This is a genomic window from Micromonospora fiedleri (genome assembly GCF_016774385.1).
Taxonomy (GTDB): Bacteria; Actinomycetota; Actinomycetes; order Mycobacteriales; family Micromonosporaceae; genus Micromonospora; species Micromonospora gifhornensis.
The window spans coordinates 1-17752 of record NZ_JAETXL010000020.1; the positions used below are offsets into that span (position 1 = coordinate 1).

Annotated in this window: 17 protein-coding genes and 2 pseudogenes; 12 read left to right on the forward strand and 7 right to left on the reverse strand. The window is 65.7% G+C overall.

Going from position 1 to position 17752, the window contains the following annotated elements; all coding sequences use genetic code 11:
• Positions 1 to 129: 129 nt before the first annotated feature.
• The 5 genes and pseudogenes from JMF97_RS29840 to JMF97_RS29860 all read left to right on the forward strand — a co-directional run.
• Positions 130 to 423: pseudogene (locus tag JMF97_RS29840) on the forward strand (P-loop nucleotide/nucleoside kinase family protein); the annotation flags it as partial.
• A gap of 125 nt (positions 424 to 548) precedes the next feature.
• A complete protein-coding gene (locus JMF97_RS29845) occupies positions 549 to 1331 on the forward strand; it encodes a transposase family protein (protein WP_203224599.1) in 783 nt (260 codons plus the stop codon).
• Between the two features lie 19 nt (positions 1332 to 1350).
• The gene (locus tag JMF97_RS29850; RefSeq protein ID WP_203224570.1) at positions 1351 to 1629 is read left to right on the forward strand and encodes a hypothetical protein; all 279 of its coding nucleotides are present in this window, start codon (positions 1351 to 1353) and stop codon (positions 1627 to 1629) included.
• Positions 1630 to 1736: 107 nt separating this feature from the next.
• The gene (locus tag JMF97_RS29855; protein WP_203224571.1) at positions 1737 to 2540 is read left to right on the forward strand and encodes an RHS repeat-associated core domain-containing protein; all 804 of its coding nucleotides are present in this window, start codon (positions 1737 to 1739) and stop codon (positions 2538 to 2540) included.
• 82 nt (positions 2541 to 2622) lie between these two features.
• Positions 2623 to 3438 (forward strand): hypothetical protein, encoded by an 816-nt coding sequence (locus JMF97_RS29860; protein WP_203224572.1) that lies wholly within the window; start codon positions 2623 to 2625, stop codon positions 3436 to 3438.
• Between the two features lie 386 nt (positions 3439 to 3824).
• On the opposite strand, the gene JMF97_RS29865 is transcribed toward JMF97_RS29860, so the two are convergent.
• The 3 genes from JMF97_RS29865 to JMF97_RS29875 all read right to left on the reverse strand — a co-directional run bounded on the left by JMF97_RS29865 (position 3825) and on the right by JMF97_RS29875 (position 5906).
• Entirely contained in the window at positions 3825 to 4532 is a 708-nt protein-coding gene (locus JMF97_RS29865; RefSeq protein ID WP_203224573.1) for an SDR family oxidoreductase, read from the reverse strand.
• Positions 4529 to 5221, reverse strand: a complete 693-nt coding sequence (locus JMF97_RS29870) for an NsdA family TPR-like regulatory protein (RefSeq protein ID WP_498043318.1) — start codon at positions 5219 to 5221, stop codon at positions 4529 to 4531. Before JMF97_RS29870 ends, JMF97_RS29865 begins: the two co-directional genes overlap by 4 nt.
• Positions 5107 to 5906, reverse strand: a protein-coding gene (locus JMF97_RS29875) for an IS5 family transposase (RefSeq protein WP_203224600.1) whose coding sequence is annotated in 2 segments (ribosomal slippage) — positions 5107 to 5570 and positions 5570 to 5906 — 801 coding nt in all. Because the reading frame shifts where the segments join, the coding sequence is not laid out codon by codon here. The genes JMF97_RS29870 and JMF97_RS29875 overlap by 115 nt, the downstream gene beginning before the upstream one ends.
• A 453-nt stretch (positions 5907 to 6359) precedes the next feature.
• On the opposite strand from JMF97_RS29875, the pseudogene JMF97_RS29880 reads away from it, so the two are divergent.
• Positions 6360 to 7154, forward strand: a pseudogene (locus JMF97_RS29880) (IS110 family transposase); the annotation flags it as partial.
• A gap of 32 nt (positions 7155 to 7186) precedes the next feature.
• On the opposite strand, the gene JMF97_RS32135 reads toward JMF97_RS29880, so the two are convergent.
• Positions 7187 to 7543, reverse strand: coding sequence for an IS110 family transposase (locus tag JMF97_RS32135; protein WP_203224575.1), 357 nt, complete (start codon positions 7541 to 7543; stop codon positions 7187 to 7189).
• A 477-nt stretch (positions 7544 to 8020) separates the two neighbouring features.
• Between JMF97_RS32135 and JMF97_RS29890 the strand changes: the two genes are divergently transcribed.
• The 3 genes from JMF97_RS29890 (at position 8021) to JMF97_RS29900 (ending at position 10468) form a co-directional block, all read left to right on the forward strand.
• Positions 8021 to 8887, forward strand: coding sequence for an NAD(P)H-binding protein (locus JMF97_RS29890; RefSeq protein ID WP_203224576.1), 867 nt, complete (start codon positions 8021 to 8023; stop codon positions 8885 to 8887).
• Positions 8888 to 9269: 382 nt separating this feature from the next.
• Complete coding sequence (locus JMF97_RS29895; protein ID WP_158244936.1) at positions 9270 to 9572, forward strand: transposase; 303 nt, start codon at positions 9270 to 9272, stop codon at positions 9570 to 9572.
• Positions 9569 to 10468, forward strand: coding sequence for an IS3 family transposase (locus JMF97_RS29900; RefSeq protein ID WP_203220148.1), 900 nt, complete (start codon positions 9569 to 9571; stop codon positions 10466 to 10468). The genes JMF97_RS29895 and JMF97_RS29900 overlap by 4 nt, the downstream gene beginning before the upstream one ends.
• A gap of 137 nt (positions 10469 to 10605) precedes the next feature.
• Here JMF97_RS29900 and JMF97_RS29905 read toward each other — a convergent pair whose 3' ends face one another.
• Positions 10606 to 10740 carry an FxLD family lanthipeptide gene (locus JMF97_RS29905; protein ID WP_102660018.1) on the reverse strand — a complete coding sequence of 45 codons (135 nt, stop codon included), beginning with the start codon at positions 10738 to 10740 and terminating at the stop codon, positions 10606 to 10608.
• Positions 10741 to 11198: 458 nt separating this feature from the next.
• Here JMF97_RS29905 and JMF97_RS29910 point away from each other — a divergent pair, with 458 nt between their 5' ends.
• The 3 genes from JMF97_RS29910 to JMF97_RS29920 all read left to right on the forward strand — a co-directional run bounded on the left by JMF97_RS29910 (position 11199) and on the right by JMF97_RS29920 (position 14266).
• On the forward strand, positions 11199 to 12347 hold the full coding sequence (locus tag JMF97_RS29910) for an NsdA family TPR-like regulatory protein (RefSeq protein ID WP_203224577.1): 1149 nt from the start codon (positions 11199 to 11201) through the stop codon (positions 12345 to 12347).
• Positions 12347 to 13231, forward strand: coding sequence for a bifunctional diaminohydroxyphosphoribosylaminopyrimidine deaminase/5-amino-6-(5-phosphoribosylamino)uracil reductase RibD (gene ribD, locus JMF97_RS29915; protein ID WP_203224578.1), 885 nt, complete (start codon positions 12347 to 12349; stop codon positions 13229 to 13231). The genes JMF97_RS29910 and ribD overlap by 1 nt, the downstream gene beginning before the upstream one ends.
• A gap of 165 nt (positions 13232 to 13396) precedes the next feature.
• The gene (locus JMF97_RS29920; RefSeq protein ID WP_203224579.1) at positions 13397 to 14266 is read left to right on the forward strand and encodes a phosphotransferase enzyme family protein; all 870 of its coding nucleotides are present in this window, start codon (positions 13397 to 13399) and stop codon (positions 14264 to 14266) included.
• On the opposite strand, the gene JMF97_RS29925 is transcribed toward JMF97_RS29920, so the two are convergent.
• Entirely contained in the window at positions 14263 to 15639 is a 1377-nt protein-coding gene (locus JMF97_RS29925; RefSeq protein ID WP_203224580.1) for an NsdA family TPR-like regulatory protein, read from the reverse strand. The genes JMF97_RS29920 and JMF97_RS29925 overlap by 4 nt on opposite strands.
• A 226-nt stretch (positions 15640 to 15865) precedes the next feature.
• The gene (locus JMF97_RS31595; protein ID WP_307817140.1) at positions 15866 to 17698 is read right to left on the reverse strand and encodes a S9 family peptidase; all 1833 of its coding nucleotides are present in this window, start codon (positions 17696 to 17698) and stop codon (positions 15866 to 15868) included.
• Between the last annotated feature and the right edge of the window lie 54 nt (positions 17699 to 17752).

Here is a 17752-nt window from a genome sequence, read left to right on the forward strand (position 1 = left end):
GTGTTGGTGGCCAGTTGAGATTCCCCAGTGGCGGCCACTTGGCGGGGAGGTATCTGGCCGTAGGTGACTACTCAGAGCTGATCCCTACCCGACGCCGCGCGGTGGGCCCCGCCGAGCTATAACGACGTGATGGGAACAATCCCGACCCTTGTCATCGTCAGCGGACCGTCGGGGGCTGGAAAAACGACACTCGCGCACCTGCTCGCCCGGAGGATCGGCTGCCCAGCGATCTGCCGGGACGAGATCAAGGAGGGGATGGTCCACGCGGCCGGCGACTTCGTTGCCGCACCGAGCGACGAGCTGACCCTTCGGACCCTGCCCACGTTCTTCAAGGTGCTGCAGCTGCTCCTGACCGCAGGCGTCACCACGGTCGCCGAGGCAGCCTTCCAAGACCGCCTCTGGCGCCCCGGCCTGCAGCCATTGAGCCTTTTCCAACCTGATTTTGCAGGTCAGCGCGGGTAGGCCGGGGCCGCGGATCGATGAGGGCGAGGCTCCAGGTAAGACAGCAAATCGACCAAAACCCGATGCCCCAACCGGGAGCCTCGCCTGTGCTGTCTTACCCGTCCACGATCGCGTTGTCCAACCGGACCCTGAACTACCTCGCCGACCGCATCCGCAGCTACCGTAACCAGCGCCGATCCCGCTGGCGGCGCCTCAACCCGGGACGTCAGGCACTGCTCGCCCTGGCCCACCTGCGCAACGGCGACACCTACACCCGTCTTGCCGCCGGATTCGAGATCGGCGTCAGCACCGCCTGGCGGTACGTGCAGGAAGCAATGACCCTGCTCGCGGCAGCAGCCGACGACCTGGCCACCGCCATGCACCGGATCCGCAGGCTGGCGTACGCGATCCTGGACGGCACGCTGATCCCGATCGACCGAGTCGCCGACCAACGGCCCTACTACTCGGGCAAACATAAGCGGCATGGGGTGAATGTGCAGGTCATCGCCGATGCGGCTGGCCGGCTCGTCTGGGTTGCACCCGCGCTGCCGGGCGCGGTGCACGACCTGACCGCAGCCCGGGCCCACGGCATCATCGACGCGCTTACCAGCGCGGACGTGATGACCTTCGCCGACAAGGGCTATCAAGGTGCCCACGGCAGCGTGCGCACTCCGTTCAAGCGGCGCCGCTTCCGGCCGAAGCTGTCACGCCGGCAAAAGACGGTGAACCGGGCCCACGCGAAGATCCGCGCCCGCGGCGAACGCGCGATCGCCACCCTCAAGACCTGGAAGATCCTCGCCAAGCTGCGTTGTTGCCCGCGCCGGGCTACCACGATCGTGCAGGCCATCCTCGTGCTGCACCACGTCGAAGCCAACCGCTACACAGGATGAAAAAGGCTGATTGATCGGGATGGCCGACATTCGGGTCGTGCATTGCCAGGTCACCGCACAGACAGCCTTTGATCGCATCCAGCGACGGCAGGACGAGAACTCGATCCGGCGTGCCCACGCCGACGCATACCTCGGCGACCATCAGATCCATGCCGTCGGCCACCACGGCTTCCAGCTTGTCCGGCTCGGCGTGCCCGAGATCGAGGTAAACACCAGCGACGGCTATCGCCCTGGACTCGACGAGATCGTCGCCTTCGTGAACGCCGGACGATCAGCAACCCGTGGTTACCTTCCGTAGCTTCGGAACTGGCCGTCCACGGGGAAATCCGGCTGGCCGCCGACATTCCAGCATGGACACAGGTGGGGGCAAACGACTTCACGCGTCCGATAACCACCCTGAGTGGCATGTCCACAATCTGGAGCAGCGCCGACTCCACGCTCAACTGGCAGATCGCCAACCTGCACGGCGATATCGTCGCAACGATACACGGGAACGATTCGGGTCTGACCACCGTACGCGGATATGACGAGTATGGGGTGCCACATACGAGCACGGCCGGCGACGAGGGCTACGCATGGCTTGGCTCAACTGGGCGAGCAACCGATCCGTCCGCAGGCATGGTGCTGATGGGCGTGCGCCTCTACAACCCGACAACAGGGCGATTCCTTCAGGCTGACCGAATTTTTGGAGGAAACGCAAATGCGTACACCTACCCAGCTGATCCGATCAACAGTCTTGACATCGATGGCCAAGTAGCTATCGCCATCCCGGCTGCCGTCCTTGGAGGCGGCGCCATCGCGGCGGCCGCCGCAGTCATAGCATTCATGGCCGCATTCATCACGGTGTGCGCTGTCGTTGGCTGCACCGTAACCGTGCCGACGACCAAGGTTAAAGTTCCATGGCCCAGCAGTAATTCGAAGACCGCGAAGAAGAACAGGAACACCAAGTACAAGGTTTACAAGATATTCAACCTGCGAACAGGTTCGATCTGGAAGTACGGTATCACGAAGAACGGTGCGGGCAGGCCCAAGGAGCAGCTCGACAAATGTAGCAAGTATTACTCATCATACAGTGCGTGCGGCTACACTTGGGTCAAGGAAAATGTCAAGGGATACTTCCAGGATCGACTATGGGAAGCGGCGTTTGTTACCTTATACGTCTACAAACACAAGCATTGCCCGCCTGTTCAGCTCAAGAGCTGCAGCTAGATTGTAACGAAACGCCATGTGCTGCGGTGTCGGTGCCCATTCCAATGGCCCGGCACCGCAGCACGTATGGAAAGGATCTCTGATGGACCACAGCTCAACGAACCAGCCCGAGGTGGGCGGGGACCCCGCTGAGGTCTCGCTTCCCGGCAAGGCCGATCATCGAATCGAACTTGCGCGGGACGCCGCCACCAGCCAGGAAGCCATCAGGCTCCTCGCCGATGACAAGAACCCGAAAGTCAGGTGTGCCGTGGCTGGCCGACCCGATCTTCCGGAACATCTGCTTCACCGCCTTGCGGCTGATCCGAACAGCAAAGTCCGTCAAGCCCTAGCGGAAAACCCGAATTGTCCACCACCAGTCCTTGCCAGCCTAGTGGACGACCCAAGCTTCGACGTCCGCTACGCGGTCCTCACAAACCCAAGCGCTGACCGTTATGTACATGAGGCGATCTGTCGATCAAGCGACGAAGACATCCGCCGCCTCCTCGCCGAGTCCCAGTCAATCGACCAGGACCTTAAGAGCATTCTCGTCAGGGACCCCTCCGCCGCAGTCCGCGGTGGCATGGCAGAAACGACAGCTGACCCACATATCCTAGCCACTCTGGTAGAGGACCCTGATCCTAAAGTGCGTGCAAGAGCCGCAGTGAACCCATCAACCACCCAGCAACAACGACGACAGCTTGCTCGTGACAAGTCAGCTCCTGTCCGGTGGGCACTCGTGCAGACCGTGAGCCTCGAAGATGACACCCTCGAAGAGCTTGTGCGCGACCGATCCATAAACGTTCGATGGTGGCTAGCCACCGCACCTCAAACCCCACACCGATTCCTCCGGACCCTGGCAGAAGATAAAAACCCAGAGGTGAGGACGCAAGCGCGAATGAGGCTCGGCCTCAAGGAATAACCTTCCAATTTCTTTGGGTGACCGTCGAGCTGCATCACCAGGGTGTGCGGGTCAAGCGCAAACGCATCGAGCGGATCATGGGAGCAGCGGGAGATCGTGGGCCCGCACCTACGCCGCCGTAAACGCACCACCATCCCGGATCCGGCCACCCCGCCGGCACCCGACCTCATCGGCCGCGACTTCACCGCCACCGCCCCTGACCAGCGGTGGTGCGGTGACATCCCTACCTACGCGTCGGCGGCGGCAGGCTCTACCTGGCCACCGTCATCGACTGGATCTGGCCACGAACGCCAGCAGTCATCGGCGTACCTGGAGCGGCCTCCGAACCAGTACCACGACACGGGATCGCGCTGCTCGATGAACTGCCGCTACGTGCGGTGCCGGAACTACCAGTCGAGGGACCGTCGCTGGAAAAAGAGTCTCCCCGTGGGGCCGTCTGAGGGGAGCGTGGCAAGCCACACGAACGTGTCCGCAGCTTCCTCCGGCGTGGAGTTCGCCTTTCCGTAGGCCAGGCGAGTGTCGACCTTTCCGGGCGAAGCGGCGTTCACCAGGATGCCGTCGTCCTTGAGTTCAGCCGCAAGAATGCAGGTCAGAGCATTCACTCCGACTTTGGATACCCGGTAGGAGACACTGCCCGGTCCCAGTTCGCCGAAGGTGCCCATGTGGCTGGAGACGTTCACGATCCTGCCGTACTTGTTCTTCCTCATCTCGTGGATGGCTGCGGTGCAGCAACGCCAGGTTCCCATGATGTTGGTGTCCAGGGTGGCGCGTACCTTCTCCAGGTCGGCGCTGGCTGCCGCCTGGCCACGGTCGATGGCGATGCCGGCGTTGTTGACGAGGATGTCCAGGCGGCCGTACTGGTAGCCAACGTCGGCCATGGCGCGAGCGACGCTGGCTGGATCGGCGATGTCGAGTTGATGGCTGGATGCGGACAGCCCTTCCGCGCATAGCTCGTCGGCGGTCCGCACGGCGGCGTCCTCAGCCCGAGCCGTGACGACCACGTGAGCACCCGTCCGTGCTATGCCCCGAGCAATGGCCTTCCCGAGCCCACGGTTGGAGCCGGTGACGACAGCGACGCGCTTGGCCTCACTCATGCGAGCAGACTACGCACGCGCTCGTCCAGAGCATTGACGGCGGGGTGTCGATGGGCCATCAGGCGACCGTGGATGTCCAGTAGCCGGCGATGGTTGCGCACCGAATGCGTGCCGGCGACGTCAGGGGCGGCCTCGGCGACGAGGGCGCATGCATGGTCGACATCTCCGAGGTTCAGCACGGCGTCGGCGCGCCAGATCAGATAGGTTGCGCGATCTCGGCTGCGCTCGGCGGGTTGGAGAGCGAGCGTCTGCTGAAGCCATCTGTCGCTTGCCTGGTGACGTTCCAGGAGGAGGTAACAGGCGGCGACCTGGGCGGAGTACTCCGCGTGATCGAAGTAGCTGGCCCAGGCCGGGCTTGGTTCGTCGTCAGCGCGCGACATCTCGGTGTCGGCTTCTGCGAGCCGTCGTTCGCACGCGACCGCCTCACCGAGCACCGCGTGGGTACGAGCCAGGCGCGTGGTTAACATCGCGCGTACCCGTGCGGGCGCATCTTTCGCGCCAGCCCGCGCAGATTCGGCGAGGCGAAGCGCCTCGGTGGGCCGTTCTGTGTCGACTCGTTGCAGGCTAAGAACTCCTAACTCTTTGAGCGTTGGAGTCGGCGCCAGCAGATGATGGCGCAGGCGAGGGTGAGGAATGCTTCGTGGATGTCGTCTCGGATCTCCCAGCGGATCCGTAGGCGGCGGAACCAGTGCAGCAGGGCGATGGTCTGTTCCACGACCCAGCGTCGGGTGCCGAGTCCGGAGCCGTGTGGGACACCGCGTCGGGCGATGACGGAGGTGATGCCCTTGGCTCTCAGGTCTCGGCGGTAGCAGTCGTAGTCGTAGCCGCGGTCGGCGTAGATGCGGTCGGGTCGTTGCCGTGGTCTGCCTCGGATGCCCTTGATCCGGGGGATCTTGTCGACTAGGGGCAGTAGTTGGGTGACGTCGTGGCGGTTGCCGCCGGTCAGCGCCGTGGCGAGGGGGATGCCGGCCGCGTCGGTGATGACGTGGTGTTTCGAGCCTGGCTTGCGGCGGTCGACCGGGCTCGGACCGGTTTTGGGCCGCCCTTGAGCGCCCGGACGTGGGAGCCGTCGATCACCGCCCGCGACATGTCCAACTGCCCGGCGGCCCGGAGTCTGCCCAGCAGCACCTCATGCAGTTGTTGCCACACGCCGGCGTCGTTCCAGTCCCGCAACCGGCGCCAGCACGTCATTCCCGACCCGAACCCGAGTTCCTGGGGTAGGTACTCCCACGGGATCGCGGTGTAGAGCACGAACAAGATCCCGCACAACACCTTGCGATCATCGAGAGGCTTACGGCCCGGGAACCGACGACGCCGGGGCGGACGGGGCGGCAGCAGCGGCGCGATCTCGGCCCAGAGTTCGTCCGAGACGATCCACGGCGGCTGCTCACCCCTCCTCACGCTCAGACAGAACGATCCTCACGTCCCAAGGACACGCCCAACATCATTTCGTTAGGAGCTCTAAGTGATCTACGTGAGGTGGCGCTGTCACGTGGGTTCAGGGACGGTGATGGGTTGACCGGATACGGCGGCCGACTGGTGGGGCCGTGAACGTACCGGCAACGGTCAACGGTGCCCCCGTTTACCCCGTTACCTTTTTGATCGTCCCCAGTCGGGGACTGCTCGGTCGCCCGGCTCGGTATGACTTACTGCCCCTGTCGTACAGATGATCCGGGGGGTGTTGTCGCCGGGCCGGGTGGCGTCGGCGGACCGCTGATAGGGACCCGGCCGCCCCTGCTGGGGGTAGGTCTCTTCGTAACGTGGATGCCGGCAGTCCGGCGCCCGACCTGCGACCGAGCCACGAGGATCGCCGTGGGGAGGCAGGGCGTGCACGACGGGTTCGGCGTCTTTGTAGGACTCGACGTCGGTAAGGAAGGGCATCACGCGGTCGCGTTGAGCCGCGAGGGTAAGCGGCTGCATGACGCCACGCTGCCCAACACCGAGGCGGGGTTGCGCAGGCTGTTCGACAAGCTCGGCCGGCACGGCCTGATCCTGGTCGTGGTTGACCAGCCCGCCTCGATCGGCGCGCTGCCCGTGGCCGTGGCCCGTGGGTGCGGGCATCAGGTGGCCTACCTGCCGGGTCTGGTCATGCGTCGACTGGCTGACCTGCATCCGGGCACGGCCAAGACCGACGCCCGGGATGCGTACGTGATCGCGGATGCTGCCCGGACCCTGCCGCACACGCTGCGCCGGGTCGACACCGGCGACGAGGCCCTCGCTGAGCTGGAAGTCCTGGTCGGCTACGACGACGACCTCGCCGGCGAGGTCACCCGGGTCTCGAACCGGGTTCGTGGTCTGCTCACCCAGATCCACCCACCCCTGGAGCGGGTCCTGGGCCCGAACCTGCAGCATCCTGCTGTGCTGGAACTGCTGTCGCGGTGCGGCGGACCAGCTGGGCTGCGCAAAGCCGGCCGCGTGAAACTCCTCGAGATCGTCAAGACCCGCGCGCCACGCATGGGCGTCCGCCTGGTCGAGCAGATCCTCACCGCGCTCGACGCGCAGACCGTCGTCGTGCCCGGAACGACTGCGGCCGAGACCGTCCTGCCCCGACTGGCCAACAGCCTGCGTGACCTGCTGGACCAGCGTGACCAGGTCGCCGACCAGGTTGAGGGGATGATTGATGTGTCAATCCCCTGGAATCGTGGAGGGCTCCGTTATGCGTCCTGGGCCTCCAGGGCGCGGGTCTCTGATCGTTCGTAGTCGATGGGCGAGCGTCCGTCGCAGACGGAGTGGCAGCGGCGCCGGTTGTAGAAGTCGGTGATCCAGTTGGCGATCTTCAGCCGGGCTTCGGTACGGGTGCGGAAATGGTGACGGTGGACGTACTCGACCTTGATGGCCTTTGCCATAGCTGCCGGTGCCTCGACAACGACCAGGCGGACGTCACCATGGCTGCGCAGCCATTTCAGCAGGGCCCGGTAGCCGGCCCGAGTCGTCGAGAACGACCCGGTGTCCAACACTTGCCCGCTGGTGTCGATCACCGCGGCGATGTGCAGATCTTTGTGGGTGTCCACGCCGCCGATGACGACACGTGTCGGCGTACGGGTTCTGGTGCAGAGCCATGTACGCCAAACGTGCAGAGGCCTGGGCGAGTGGCGCTGGGGGACCTTGCGGCGCCGGTCGCCTCGGCGACGCACATAAGTTGCTCACGTTTAGTAACCGATGGGCGTGGGCTGGCGCCCGCGTCGCGGTATGAGCGCCTTTCGATCATGCTTACCGGCGCCGGCACGGCATCAGGCTCTGCGCGTTCGCGCACACCGCACTCGCTCGGGTGGCGGTGTGAAATGTGTCACATCTCAGCCCTGTTCGTGCATGTCGTTTGACCAGGTCACAGCGCAGACATGAACAAGGCACTCGGGTTTGCGCTGAGCCTGCGGTGTCGCGCGACGATGGCGCGGTCCCGCAAGCGCGGTGCCATAGCGTCGGGCATGCCGCAGTCCAGGCTTCCGACGATCGCCCGCCGTATCCAGCCGAGACAGAAGGAGAAGCAGATGACGATCCTGGTGACCGGCGCGACCGGCTCGGTGGGCCGGCTCGTGGTCGAACGGCTCGTCGCCGCCGGTGTACGGGTGCGGGCGTTGACACGTAGCCCGGACGCGGCGCGGCTGCCGGACGGCGTCGAGGTCGTCGCGGGCGATCTCGCCGACCCCTCGACGCTGGTGTCCGTGTTCGGTGGGGTACAGCGCATGTACCTGTTCCCAGTCCCGGCGACCGCACGCGGCGTCGTGGTGGGGGCGGTTGACGCCGGAGTGCGGCACATCGTCGTGCTGTCGTCCGGTGCCGTCACCGCTGGCTTCGACACCGACTTCCACTTACCGGTCGAGCAGGCTGTGGAGGCGTCAGGCGTGGCGTGGACACATGTGCGCCCGGGCGAGTTCATGCTCAACAAGCTCTCGCTGTGGGGGCCATCGATCCGGGCCGAGCGGGTGGTCCGGGAACCGTTCCCGGACACGGCGTGGTACCCGGTGCACGAGCACGACATCGCCGACGTCGCGGTCACCGCACTGCTGCACGCCGGCCACGCCGGCCGCGTGTACGACGTGAACGGCCCCCAACTCATCAGCAACCGGGACCAGGTGCGTGCCATTGCCGAGGCGATCGGCGAGGACATCCGGCTGGAGGTCGTGACCCCGGGCCAGGCCCGACAGCACTACCTCAGGCAGGGAGGATTCGCTGCCGCCAACGCCGACTTCCTCCTTGGCTTCGAGGACTACTCCGGCAACGACACCACCCCGACCCCCTCCGAAGCATTCGACCCGGCGTCGGCCGGACCGCTACCTACGGCTGAGCAGGTGACCGGACGCCCGGCAAGAACGTTCGCGGCGTGGGCGCACGATCACGCCGACGACTTCCGCTGAACCGCGCCCGTCAACCCAAACCGCAACACCCACACACTTACCGCGGCCATGAGAGTAAGCCGGCGGGTCGACCAACATGACTGACTGTAATTGCTTGTTGCAGAGCGAGCTCGGTTGCGAGCCGCAGCTTAATTCGCGAGTGTCGATAGCTGCCGTGTATCCGGTGGCGTACCCGGCTCTGCACTCGAAGCCGTACGCCGACAACACGGGACTGGGATGCGATGCTGGCCATACCGGCTCCTCCAGCTCAGCACGGGCGACAAGGAGTCGGCGCGCGCGTCACCGAAGCTGGCGGACAGGACATGGGCCTACCCCGTTTTGACGGACATCCAAGATCAGGGGACCTGGAGTCTCCGGGAGGATGTCCAGCATCATGGAGAGCGTGGGAAAGAAGCGATCGCGGCCGAGGCGGGCGTTCACGCCCGAGTTCAAGGCCGAGATCGTCGAGCTGTGTCAGCGTGGTGACCGCACCGTCGGGCAGGTGGCCAGGGACTTCGACCTGACCGAGACGGCTGTGCGAGCCTGGGTCAAACAGGCCGAGATCGACGCCGGGGCCCGCACGGACGGGCTCGCCTCCGACGAGCGGGCGGAACTGGCCCGGCTGCGGGCGGAGAACCGCCGGTTGCAGCAGGACGTCGACATCCTGAAACGGGCCACGGCTTTCTTCGCGAGGGAGACCCGGTGAACGTGTACCCGTTCATCGAGGCGGAGCAGGCCGGCAAGCACAACGTCAAGCGTGCGTGCGAGCTGCTGAAGGTCTCCCGGTCCGCCTTTTACCAGCACGCCCGCGGCGAGCAGTCCGCCCGCGACCGCGTCGATGCCGAACTCACCGAGCAGATCATCGCCGTGCACGCGGCATCGAACGGCACCTACGGGGCGCCGCGCATCCACGCCGAACTCGCTGCGGCCGGACGGCGCCACGGCCGTAAACGCATCGCCGCCCGGATGCGCGAGGCCGGCGTGCGCGGCAAGAGCCCACGCCGCTGGAAGGCGACCACGATCCCGGACCCGAACGCCGGGAACCGGCCGGACCTCGTCGAGCGGGACTTCACCGCCGACCCGGCGGCGGTCGACACCCGCTGGTGCGGCGACATCACCTACATCAACACGTGGGAAGGTTGGCTCTACCTGGCCACCGTCATCGACCTGGCCTCGCGCCGGGTCGTGGGCTGGGCCACGGCTGACCATCTCAAGACCGATCTGGTCGACGCCGCTCTGTCCGACGCCCTCGCCCGGCGCCGTCCCGCCGACGGCCTGGTCTTCCACTCCGACCGCGGCTGTCAATATACGAGCGCTCAGCACGCCCGCCTCGCGAAACGCCACGGTGTACGGCTGAGCGTGGGCCGGCGCGGGCAGTGCTGGGACAACGCGGTCGCCGAGTCGTTCTTCTCGACCCTGAAAACGGAACTGATCCACCGGCAGGCCTGGCCCACCCGCAAAGCCGCCCACCAGGCCACATTTGAGTACATCGAAGGCTGGTACAACACCCGCCGCCGGCACTCCAGCCTCGGCTACCTCAGCCCCGCCGCCTACGAAGACGGCACCGACATCAGCTTGGTGCCGGCGCTCAAGGTAGCCTGAAGATCAACTCATCGACCCTGTCCGTCGAAACGGGTCAAGCCCAAACACCATTCCCTTGCGAGGACTTGCCTTCGTGCGACGCCGGTTCCGGCGGGCGTACGGGGGACCGCCCGCCGGAACCGGCCAGAGTGCGGCGACTAGCAGTCACTGCCCCTCACGGTGTCGCAGCCGTCGTCCGTGTCCGCCAGCAACGCCGCGGCGACCGGACCCTCCGTGACGATCTCCACGTCGAGCTCGAACGGGTCACCGCTAACGGCGAGCAGGTTGTCCATGACTGGTCCTCCAACGAGACTTGCGATGGGTGGGCAGGCAGCCCCTGCGGCTACCAACCCGTCGGCCACTTCGCGTTCCTCTGTAGCCGGCGCCGAGCAACGGAAGCTGCCGCTGCCGGCCGCGCAGCGACGCATGCTCTCCGTGACCTCCGCAAACAGGCTCTGAAGCGGCCGGCTGCCGCCTAAAGCCTCACTGGCTACTCCTCACACGATCACTCATAGTGAACAGGGCGGGAATGCCGACTTGTGGTCCGACTTCATGGTGATCCGTGTCGCTACGAGGCGTGACAACGTCAGAGCTGGATGATCTAGACAACCGGTGGCATAGTCGGCAGGGGTCGGCATGCTGGGTAGAGGGGAAGTTGGTGCCTCGTCATCCGGACACCACGATCAGGCCGAACACCGCGCTCAGTGAGGCCCGGCGTCGACTGTCCTCGCCGATGCGTCCTGGCCAGTGCATGTCCCGCAGTGAGCTGGCCGATGCGGTCAACGCGGCGCTCGACCGGATTTATGTGGGCCGTGACGTCACCGCCCAGTACGTCGACTTCCGGTGGGTCGGCAAGCTGGAGCGTGGCGAGCATCGCTGGCCCAGCCAAGCGCGGCGAGCAGCGCTGCGTCAGGTACTTGGCGCCGCCACCGATGTCGATCTCGATCTCTACAGCCCTCGACGAAGCGATGGAACAGGCATCACCGCCGAGACGATCGAGCCCCGACCAGGCAGTTGGGACGAGACCATCCACCTGTTGCGCGAACAGTGGCATCTCCTGGTGCAGAACGACAAGGTGTTCGGCCCCGAGTACGCGCTGATGGGCGTCACCAGACAACTGACGACGATCGAGGACCTTCCGAACGAGGTGCCCCAGGCGCTTCGCCCCGCCGTCATCCGCCTCGCCGCCCAGTATGCCGAATCCGCGGCCTGGCTGCATCAATCCCTCAACGACCCCGCCGCAGGCCACCGCCGGACACGACAGGCTCTCGCCTGGGCAGGCCAGATCGCTGACCCGACCATGACCGCATGGGCCACCTACCGCAGCAGCCAACAATGGTTGACCAGCGGACACCCCGCCCATGCCGTCGAGCAGGCCGAAGCGGCGCTGCTCTACGACCAGAAGCTTCCCGGACCGATGCGGGCGGCGCTGCGTGTCCAGCACGCGCATTCCCTCGCCGCCACAGGCGAGCACCGCGCGGCGCTGCGCCTGCTGGACGCCGCGCATCGCTGGGCAGCGGACCGTCACCCGGGAAAGCCAGAGGGCGAGCACGGCTCCTACTGCACCAGCGGCTACATCGAAGTGTACCGCGGGGCGTGTCTTCGGCTGGCGCAGCGGCCACAGGAGGCAATCGGCGTCATCGACGAAGCTCTCCCTACGATTCCACGGCGGCACCGCCAGGACTTCGCCTCCGCCCTGCTGAACAAGGCGATGGCCCATGCCGCAGCGAACCAACCCGACCAGGCTGCGGCGACGGCACACCACGCCTTGCCGATCGCTCGCCGGGCGGGATCACGACGAATCCTGCATCAACTCGCGCACCTCGGCACCGCAGTCAACGTGCACCAGCAACTACCAGAAGTCCGCGCCTTCCTAGATGACCTCAAGAAGGGCACCTGATGGCATCCGCCGTCGAGTTGGCCGCGATGCGGCAAGCGATCACACTGTCGTCGTTCGGCTTGGGCACCACGAGCCCAAACCCGCCCGTCGGCTGCATCATCCTCGATCGCCATGGTGACGTTGTCGGCGCCGGCTATCACCGGCGCAAAGGAGAAGCCCACGCCGAAGTGAACGCGCTCAGCACAGCGGGCGCCGCAGCGCGAGGCGGCACCGCCGTCGTCACACTCGAACCCTGCAACCACATCGGCGTCACCCCGGCCTGCCGCCAGGAACTCATCAACGCCGGCATCACCCGAGTCGTCATCAGCGTCCTCGACCCGACCTCCCGAGGCGACGGCGGCGCCGCCATGCTCACCGCCCACGGCATTGAGGTCGAGACCAACGTGCTGCCCGACGAGACCCTCACCGTCCTCGGCCCTTGGCTCGCCGCCACCCGCCGCCGCCGTCCCTACTTGATCTGGACCTACGCCTACGACAATCAGGACAGCCAGCCTGTCAACGAGCAACTAACCGCGGAGCTGCGATGTAGGACAGACCTCGTGCTCAGCGACAAGACAATCGAGGAGGGCGTCCCCGGCGGTCACGCTCCCGAACACTTCACGCTGCCCGACGACCTGAGCACTGATCTCCGACCGTGGCTGTCAGCCTGCTACGCCACCGGCTCGCGAACCATCCTGGCCGTTGGAGCCGACCATTCCGGCACACTCCACGACAACAGTGACTGCGTCGATGAGATCCTGATCGCCGTCAAGAGAACCCCACCGACGGGGAGCCTCGCGGCAGCCACCGCAGACCTCACGCCGGCGGGTTTCGAGCTGGCTGAAATCTTGCCCGGTAGCACGGATGTGCGTGTTCGCCTTCGCCGCCCCAAGCCGTCTCCCTAACGAGTCGACATCGCACTGCCGGGTATGCGTTGATGCGCTGCTGCCGTAGCCGGGGTCGAGCGAGCGCTGCCTGCCATACGTAGAACGCATAAGCCTAGAAAGGCACGCCGAGGCCGGCCGGGGAGCCATCGAGCTGGTTCGGCCGCGCCGAGGGAGGATGGTCGGGTGCGTGCGGAAGAGGCGATCGACGCGGTGACGTCGGCAGCCACCCGAGCGGGCCTGTCGGCTGACGACGCCACCGTGGTGCGCGTCGGCGAGAACGGGGCGGTCCTGCTGCCGAGCGCTGGTGTGCTGGCGCGGGTGGCACCAAGGGCGGTCAAGTCCAGCAACCCCCGTCGGGAAATCGAGGTCGCTGTCTGGCTGGCCTCGCGACAGATCCCTGTCGTTCACCCCGCACGGCCGGAGCCAATCATCGTCGGGCAATACGTGGTGTCGCTGTGGGAGTATCTTCCCGATAGCCGGCCGGCCGACTTGGTTACTCTCGCCAGATGTCTGCGTAGGGTACACGCTGTTGCCGTTCCGACAGATCTTTTGCCCTACTTGTCGCCGTTTGACAAGTTCGAAGAGCGGCTAGAGGCGGGCGCTGGTCTCGAACTCCGTGACCGTCTATTTCTTCGCCAGTTACGTAATGACCTCTCGGTTCGATGGGCAACGACGAAATTCACACTTGGTGAAGCGGTGCTGCACGGCGATGCACATATGGAGAATCTCCTGGTGGCGGCCGACGGCCGAGAGGCATTCGTGGATCTGGAGACGGTGTGTATTGGACCGCCGGAATGGGATCTGACTCTGACGGCCCTCTACTACGAGTGCGGATGGTTCTCCGCAACACAGTACGTCGAGTTCGTCCATACGTATGGATTCGATGTCCGACTTAGCCCGTCGTGGCCGGTGCTGCGGCTGATTCGCATGCTGCGGATGACGTTATGGCTGGCTCAGTCAGCGGACAACGATCCGCAACGACAGCGTCAGCTGAGGCATCGCATCGCCACGTTGCGAGACGGAACCGCTCCCGTCGGCTGGACGGGCTACTAGACCTGCTGGCGCACAGTCTCGGCTACGTGCGCCCGCGCTGCCGCGAGCTCACCTGCAAGGCTCGGCTCCGGGTCGGAGTTTGCGAGGACGGACTCAAGTACGCGAAGGTCATCGCGCAGCCGGCTGGAGTGAACGCCCCGCGCGTCAGTCAAACCAGCCCGTACCGAGTTCAACCCGCTGGCGAAATTGCCGTTGCGTACCTGGAGGCAGGCAATCCTAATCATGGTGAGAGCCCGCGATCTGGCAGCTTCCATCGGATGATAGGAGTACGCCGACTGCAATCGACTGATAGCCATGGCCATCTGTTGGCGGTCATGGGTGGCCATGGCGATGTCGAACAGGGCATGGCCGGCGTCACCGAGAATCTGGCCGGCATCGGCGTAGTAGCTCCAAACCGGATCTTTTATCCCATCCAACCCACTGGCGGAGAACTCCTCATCGCATTGAGCGACCGCGCGGATGCACGCTCGCGAATCGTGGCTCTTTGCATAGGCGCGAGCCTCCACGATCCGAACCGCCGCACGTCCCAGTGAGGGAATCTCGCGCCAATCCGAGTGAACAAGGCCGATCACATCAAGAGCGTCCGAGACCTGCCCGACGTACGTGAGATGTCTGCCCAATGTGGTGGCGGTGTGTGCCCGTTGCTGCACGTCCTCGGCTTCGGTAGCAAACTGGATCGCCATAATGAGGTACCGCTGGGTGGTCGCGGGTTCATCGCCTGAATCGAAGCACGCCCATCCGGCAAGGTCAGCAAGTCGGGCTGCCGTCGATAGCCAGGTTCGGCGTACCGTCTCGGTGGCCGACGCCTGACGGGCGACCCGGCAGGCCCATTCGAGCTGGCCGGCCATCGCGGCGCGAGCGAGTCCGCCACCGTGCTGGTGGTCCCACTCTTCGAACAAGGTGATGCTGCGTTGAAGCGCCTCGACATGAGGCCACTCGATCCTGGCCGGTGCCTGCAACCCGAGTCCGGACGTCCACGGTCCCGGAAGCTGCGCAAGGTCACCTGGCAGCTTGCCGAACCATGCAGCCGTTACTTGCCGGCGATCGGGGATCGCGCGGCTTTCGGTGCGTCGCGGGCAGTAGAGGCCGAGTTCGGTGTCGGTGGTCACGCCGAGCACCTGGCGGAGGGCGGTGCGGCGTTCGCGGCTTGGCCAGCGGTGTTCTCCACGTTCGAGTTTGCCGACCCAGCGGGAGTCAACGTAGTGGGCGGCGAGGTTCCGGCCCGGGTGATGCCGATCCAGGGCGACGTTGACAGCATCGGCCAGCTCGGTCCGGGACATGCGCTGCCCAGGCCGCCGGGGCGATGGCAGACCGGCGCGTCTCTCGGCGAGGAGCGTGTTCGGTGTGATCAGCGTGTCCGGATGACGAGGCACTGACGCCTCCTCCCCGTGGGTCAGTCTGGACTCATAAAGGATGCGCGGGCGGGTCCGCCGGGAGGCACGAAACTAGGGCGGTAGCAGCATCGCGTCACCCGCTGCCGCTATCGTGCTGGCGGGCAGCGTCAGGGTCAAGTAAGCCCTGGGCGGCGCCACCTAGCCAGACGGCCGCGAGTCCGTCAAGCCCGACGGAGGTCCGTGAGTTCGGCGAGTACGTTCGTTCTCAGCTACCACTGGCCGCCGTATAGTCCCCGCGTTCGGCAGCCGCGGCCGTCATCACGAAACGGTAATGCGCGAGTTCCGCCTCCAGCGCCGTGCCGGCCCGGGCGGAGGTCGCCACGTAGTGGCCGACGTCGGGAAGGAGTAGCACGTCGTGGGGCACGCCGTGAGCTGTCAGTTGTTCAGCGAGCTCTCGCACATCCTCGACCACTGCCACGTCGTCGGCGGTGCCGTGAACGAGCAGCACCGGCCGCTGAAGGGTTGCGGCATCGACCCGCCCGGCACCGCCTCGCAGCCGTCTGGCATGCGCGCGCTGAAACCTAGGCACGGTTCCCACCCAACGGTCGGGATCCACGATCGCTGACACGGCCGTGGCGGCAGCGAACGGACCGCTCTGCGCCACCGCGTGCAAAGCTGTGTATCCGCCGGCGCTGGCTCCGCGAATGAAGACTTGACCCGGCACGGCTCGTCCTGTTGCGAGCAGATGGTCCGCCACCGCCATACAGTCATCAACGTCGTCGAGGCCCCACCGGCCGTACAGCGCTTCCCGGAAGGCCCGCCCATACCCGGTGCTGCCGACATAGTCGACGTCCACGACGGCGAATCCCCGACTGGTGAAGAACTGCGCCTGCCAGCCCAGACGCAGCAGGCACGAGGCGGTAGGCCCAGGATGCGCCCGCACGATCACCGGTGCCCGCCAGTTCGCCGCCGAGGCCGTCGGCGGATACACCAGGGCAAGTACCTCTCGATCACCCGCGACATGAACCCGCAGTTCCGTCGGCGTCGACACTTGCGCCCCGTCGAGTCTGGCGTGCTCCGACCGGGCAAGTACCTCCACCCGAGGATCGGCGGCCGTGAGATGCACGAGCGCGACCTGTGGGGCCGCGGTCGGCGATGACCCGATCAACGCCACCGTCGTCCCTTGAACGACCAGATAGGGCTTGATGGATGTATATGGAAGGTCGACCGGACGAATAGTGCCGTCAGGGCCGATGAGGACAAGGCGGTGCCGCGGCCCGTCCTGCACCGCTACAACGATCCGGCCGTCGTCAAGGAAGTCATACGACGCGTAGCCCAGCTCCCACGGCTCTGCGGCGCACTCACCTGCGATCGGTGCCACCGGTTTCACCTGGTGGCCGTCCCACCGGTAGAGGTTCCACCAGCCACTGCGGTCTGACACGAAGTACAACGCCCCGTCGGGACCCCACCTCGGCTCCACCGCCGACTCTTCCGCACTGCCGGCGAGCTTTACCGGGTTCTCGACCTGGCCGCGTGGCGAGTAGGAGGCGACCCATATCTCACACCTATCCCAGGGCATGTCGTGCTCGCTCCAGGTGGTCCAGGCCAACCTGCCTGGACCCGGCCGAGGTGCGCCGAGAAATCCCTGGGATACAGCGAGAGCCCGTATGTTCGGGACGCCTGTGAGGGACACCGCGATGAGGTCGTCACCATGCTCCGACTCCCGTACAGCCAGTAACTCGCCGTCGCCGATCGTCAGGTCGCCGAAGGATCCCAGACTGACCAACTCGAGTTCATCGCCGTAAAGACGGCTCCGGTAAAGGCCGTCTCCGCCGACGCACCACAACGTCCCTTCAGCGACAGCGAACGCCCCGCCGCCATACGCGTGAACGCCGCTGGTGACGTCGAAGCCCTCCGGACTGACGTCTCGCGCACCCTCGCCGGGTCGCCAACATGTAACCGTCGCGACCCCGCCGGCTTCGGGGCGGGTCTCCAACCAGTACAGCACGCCATCCCCGGCACGCAACTGGTCATAGCTCACAGAGGCGCGAACCGCGTCCTCCGCCGAGATCGCAACGATCCTGTCCGCCAGTCTCACGGGTCCTCCTCGAACAACTTCCGTGCGCAACCGGACGACAGTGATCCTTCGTCG

Coding starts and splice junctions, on each gene's coding strand:
- ribD (WP_203224578.1), top strand. CDS start 12,347: ATGGCATCCGCCGTCGAGTTGGCCGCGATGCGGCAAGCGATCACACTG.
- JMF97_RS29905 (WP_102660018.1), bottom strand. CDS start 10,740: ATGGACAACCTGCTCGCCGTTAGCGGTGACCCGTTCGAGCTCGACGTG.
- JMF97_RS29855 (WP_203224571.1), top strand. CDS start 1,737: ATGTCCACAATCTGGAGCAGCGCCGACTCCACGCTCAACTGGCAGATC.
- JMF97_RS29860 (WP_203224572.1), top strand. CDS start 2,623: ATGGACCACAGCTCAACGAACCAGCCCGAGGTGGGCGGGGACCCCGCT.
- JMF97_RS29865 (WP_203224573.1), bottom strand. CDS start 4,532: ATGAGTGAGGCCAAGCGCGTCGCTGTCGTCACCGGCTCCAACCGTGGG.
- JMF97_RS29850 (WP_203224570.1), top strand. CDS start 1,351: ATGGCCGACATTCGGGTCGTGCATTGCCAGGTCACCGCACAGACAGCC.
- JMF97_RS29890 (WP_203224576.1), top strand. CDS start 8,021: ATGACGATCCTGGTGACCGGCGCGACCGGCTCGGTGGGCCGGCTCGTG.
- JMF97_RS29910 (WP_203224577.1), top strand. CDS start 11,199: ATGTCCCGCAGTGAGCTGGCCGATGCGGTCAACGCGGCGCTCGACCGG.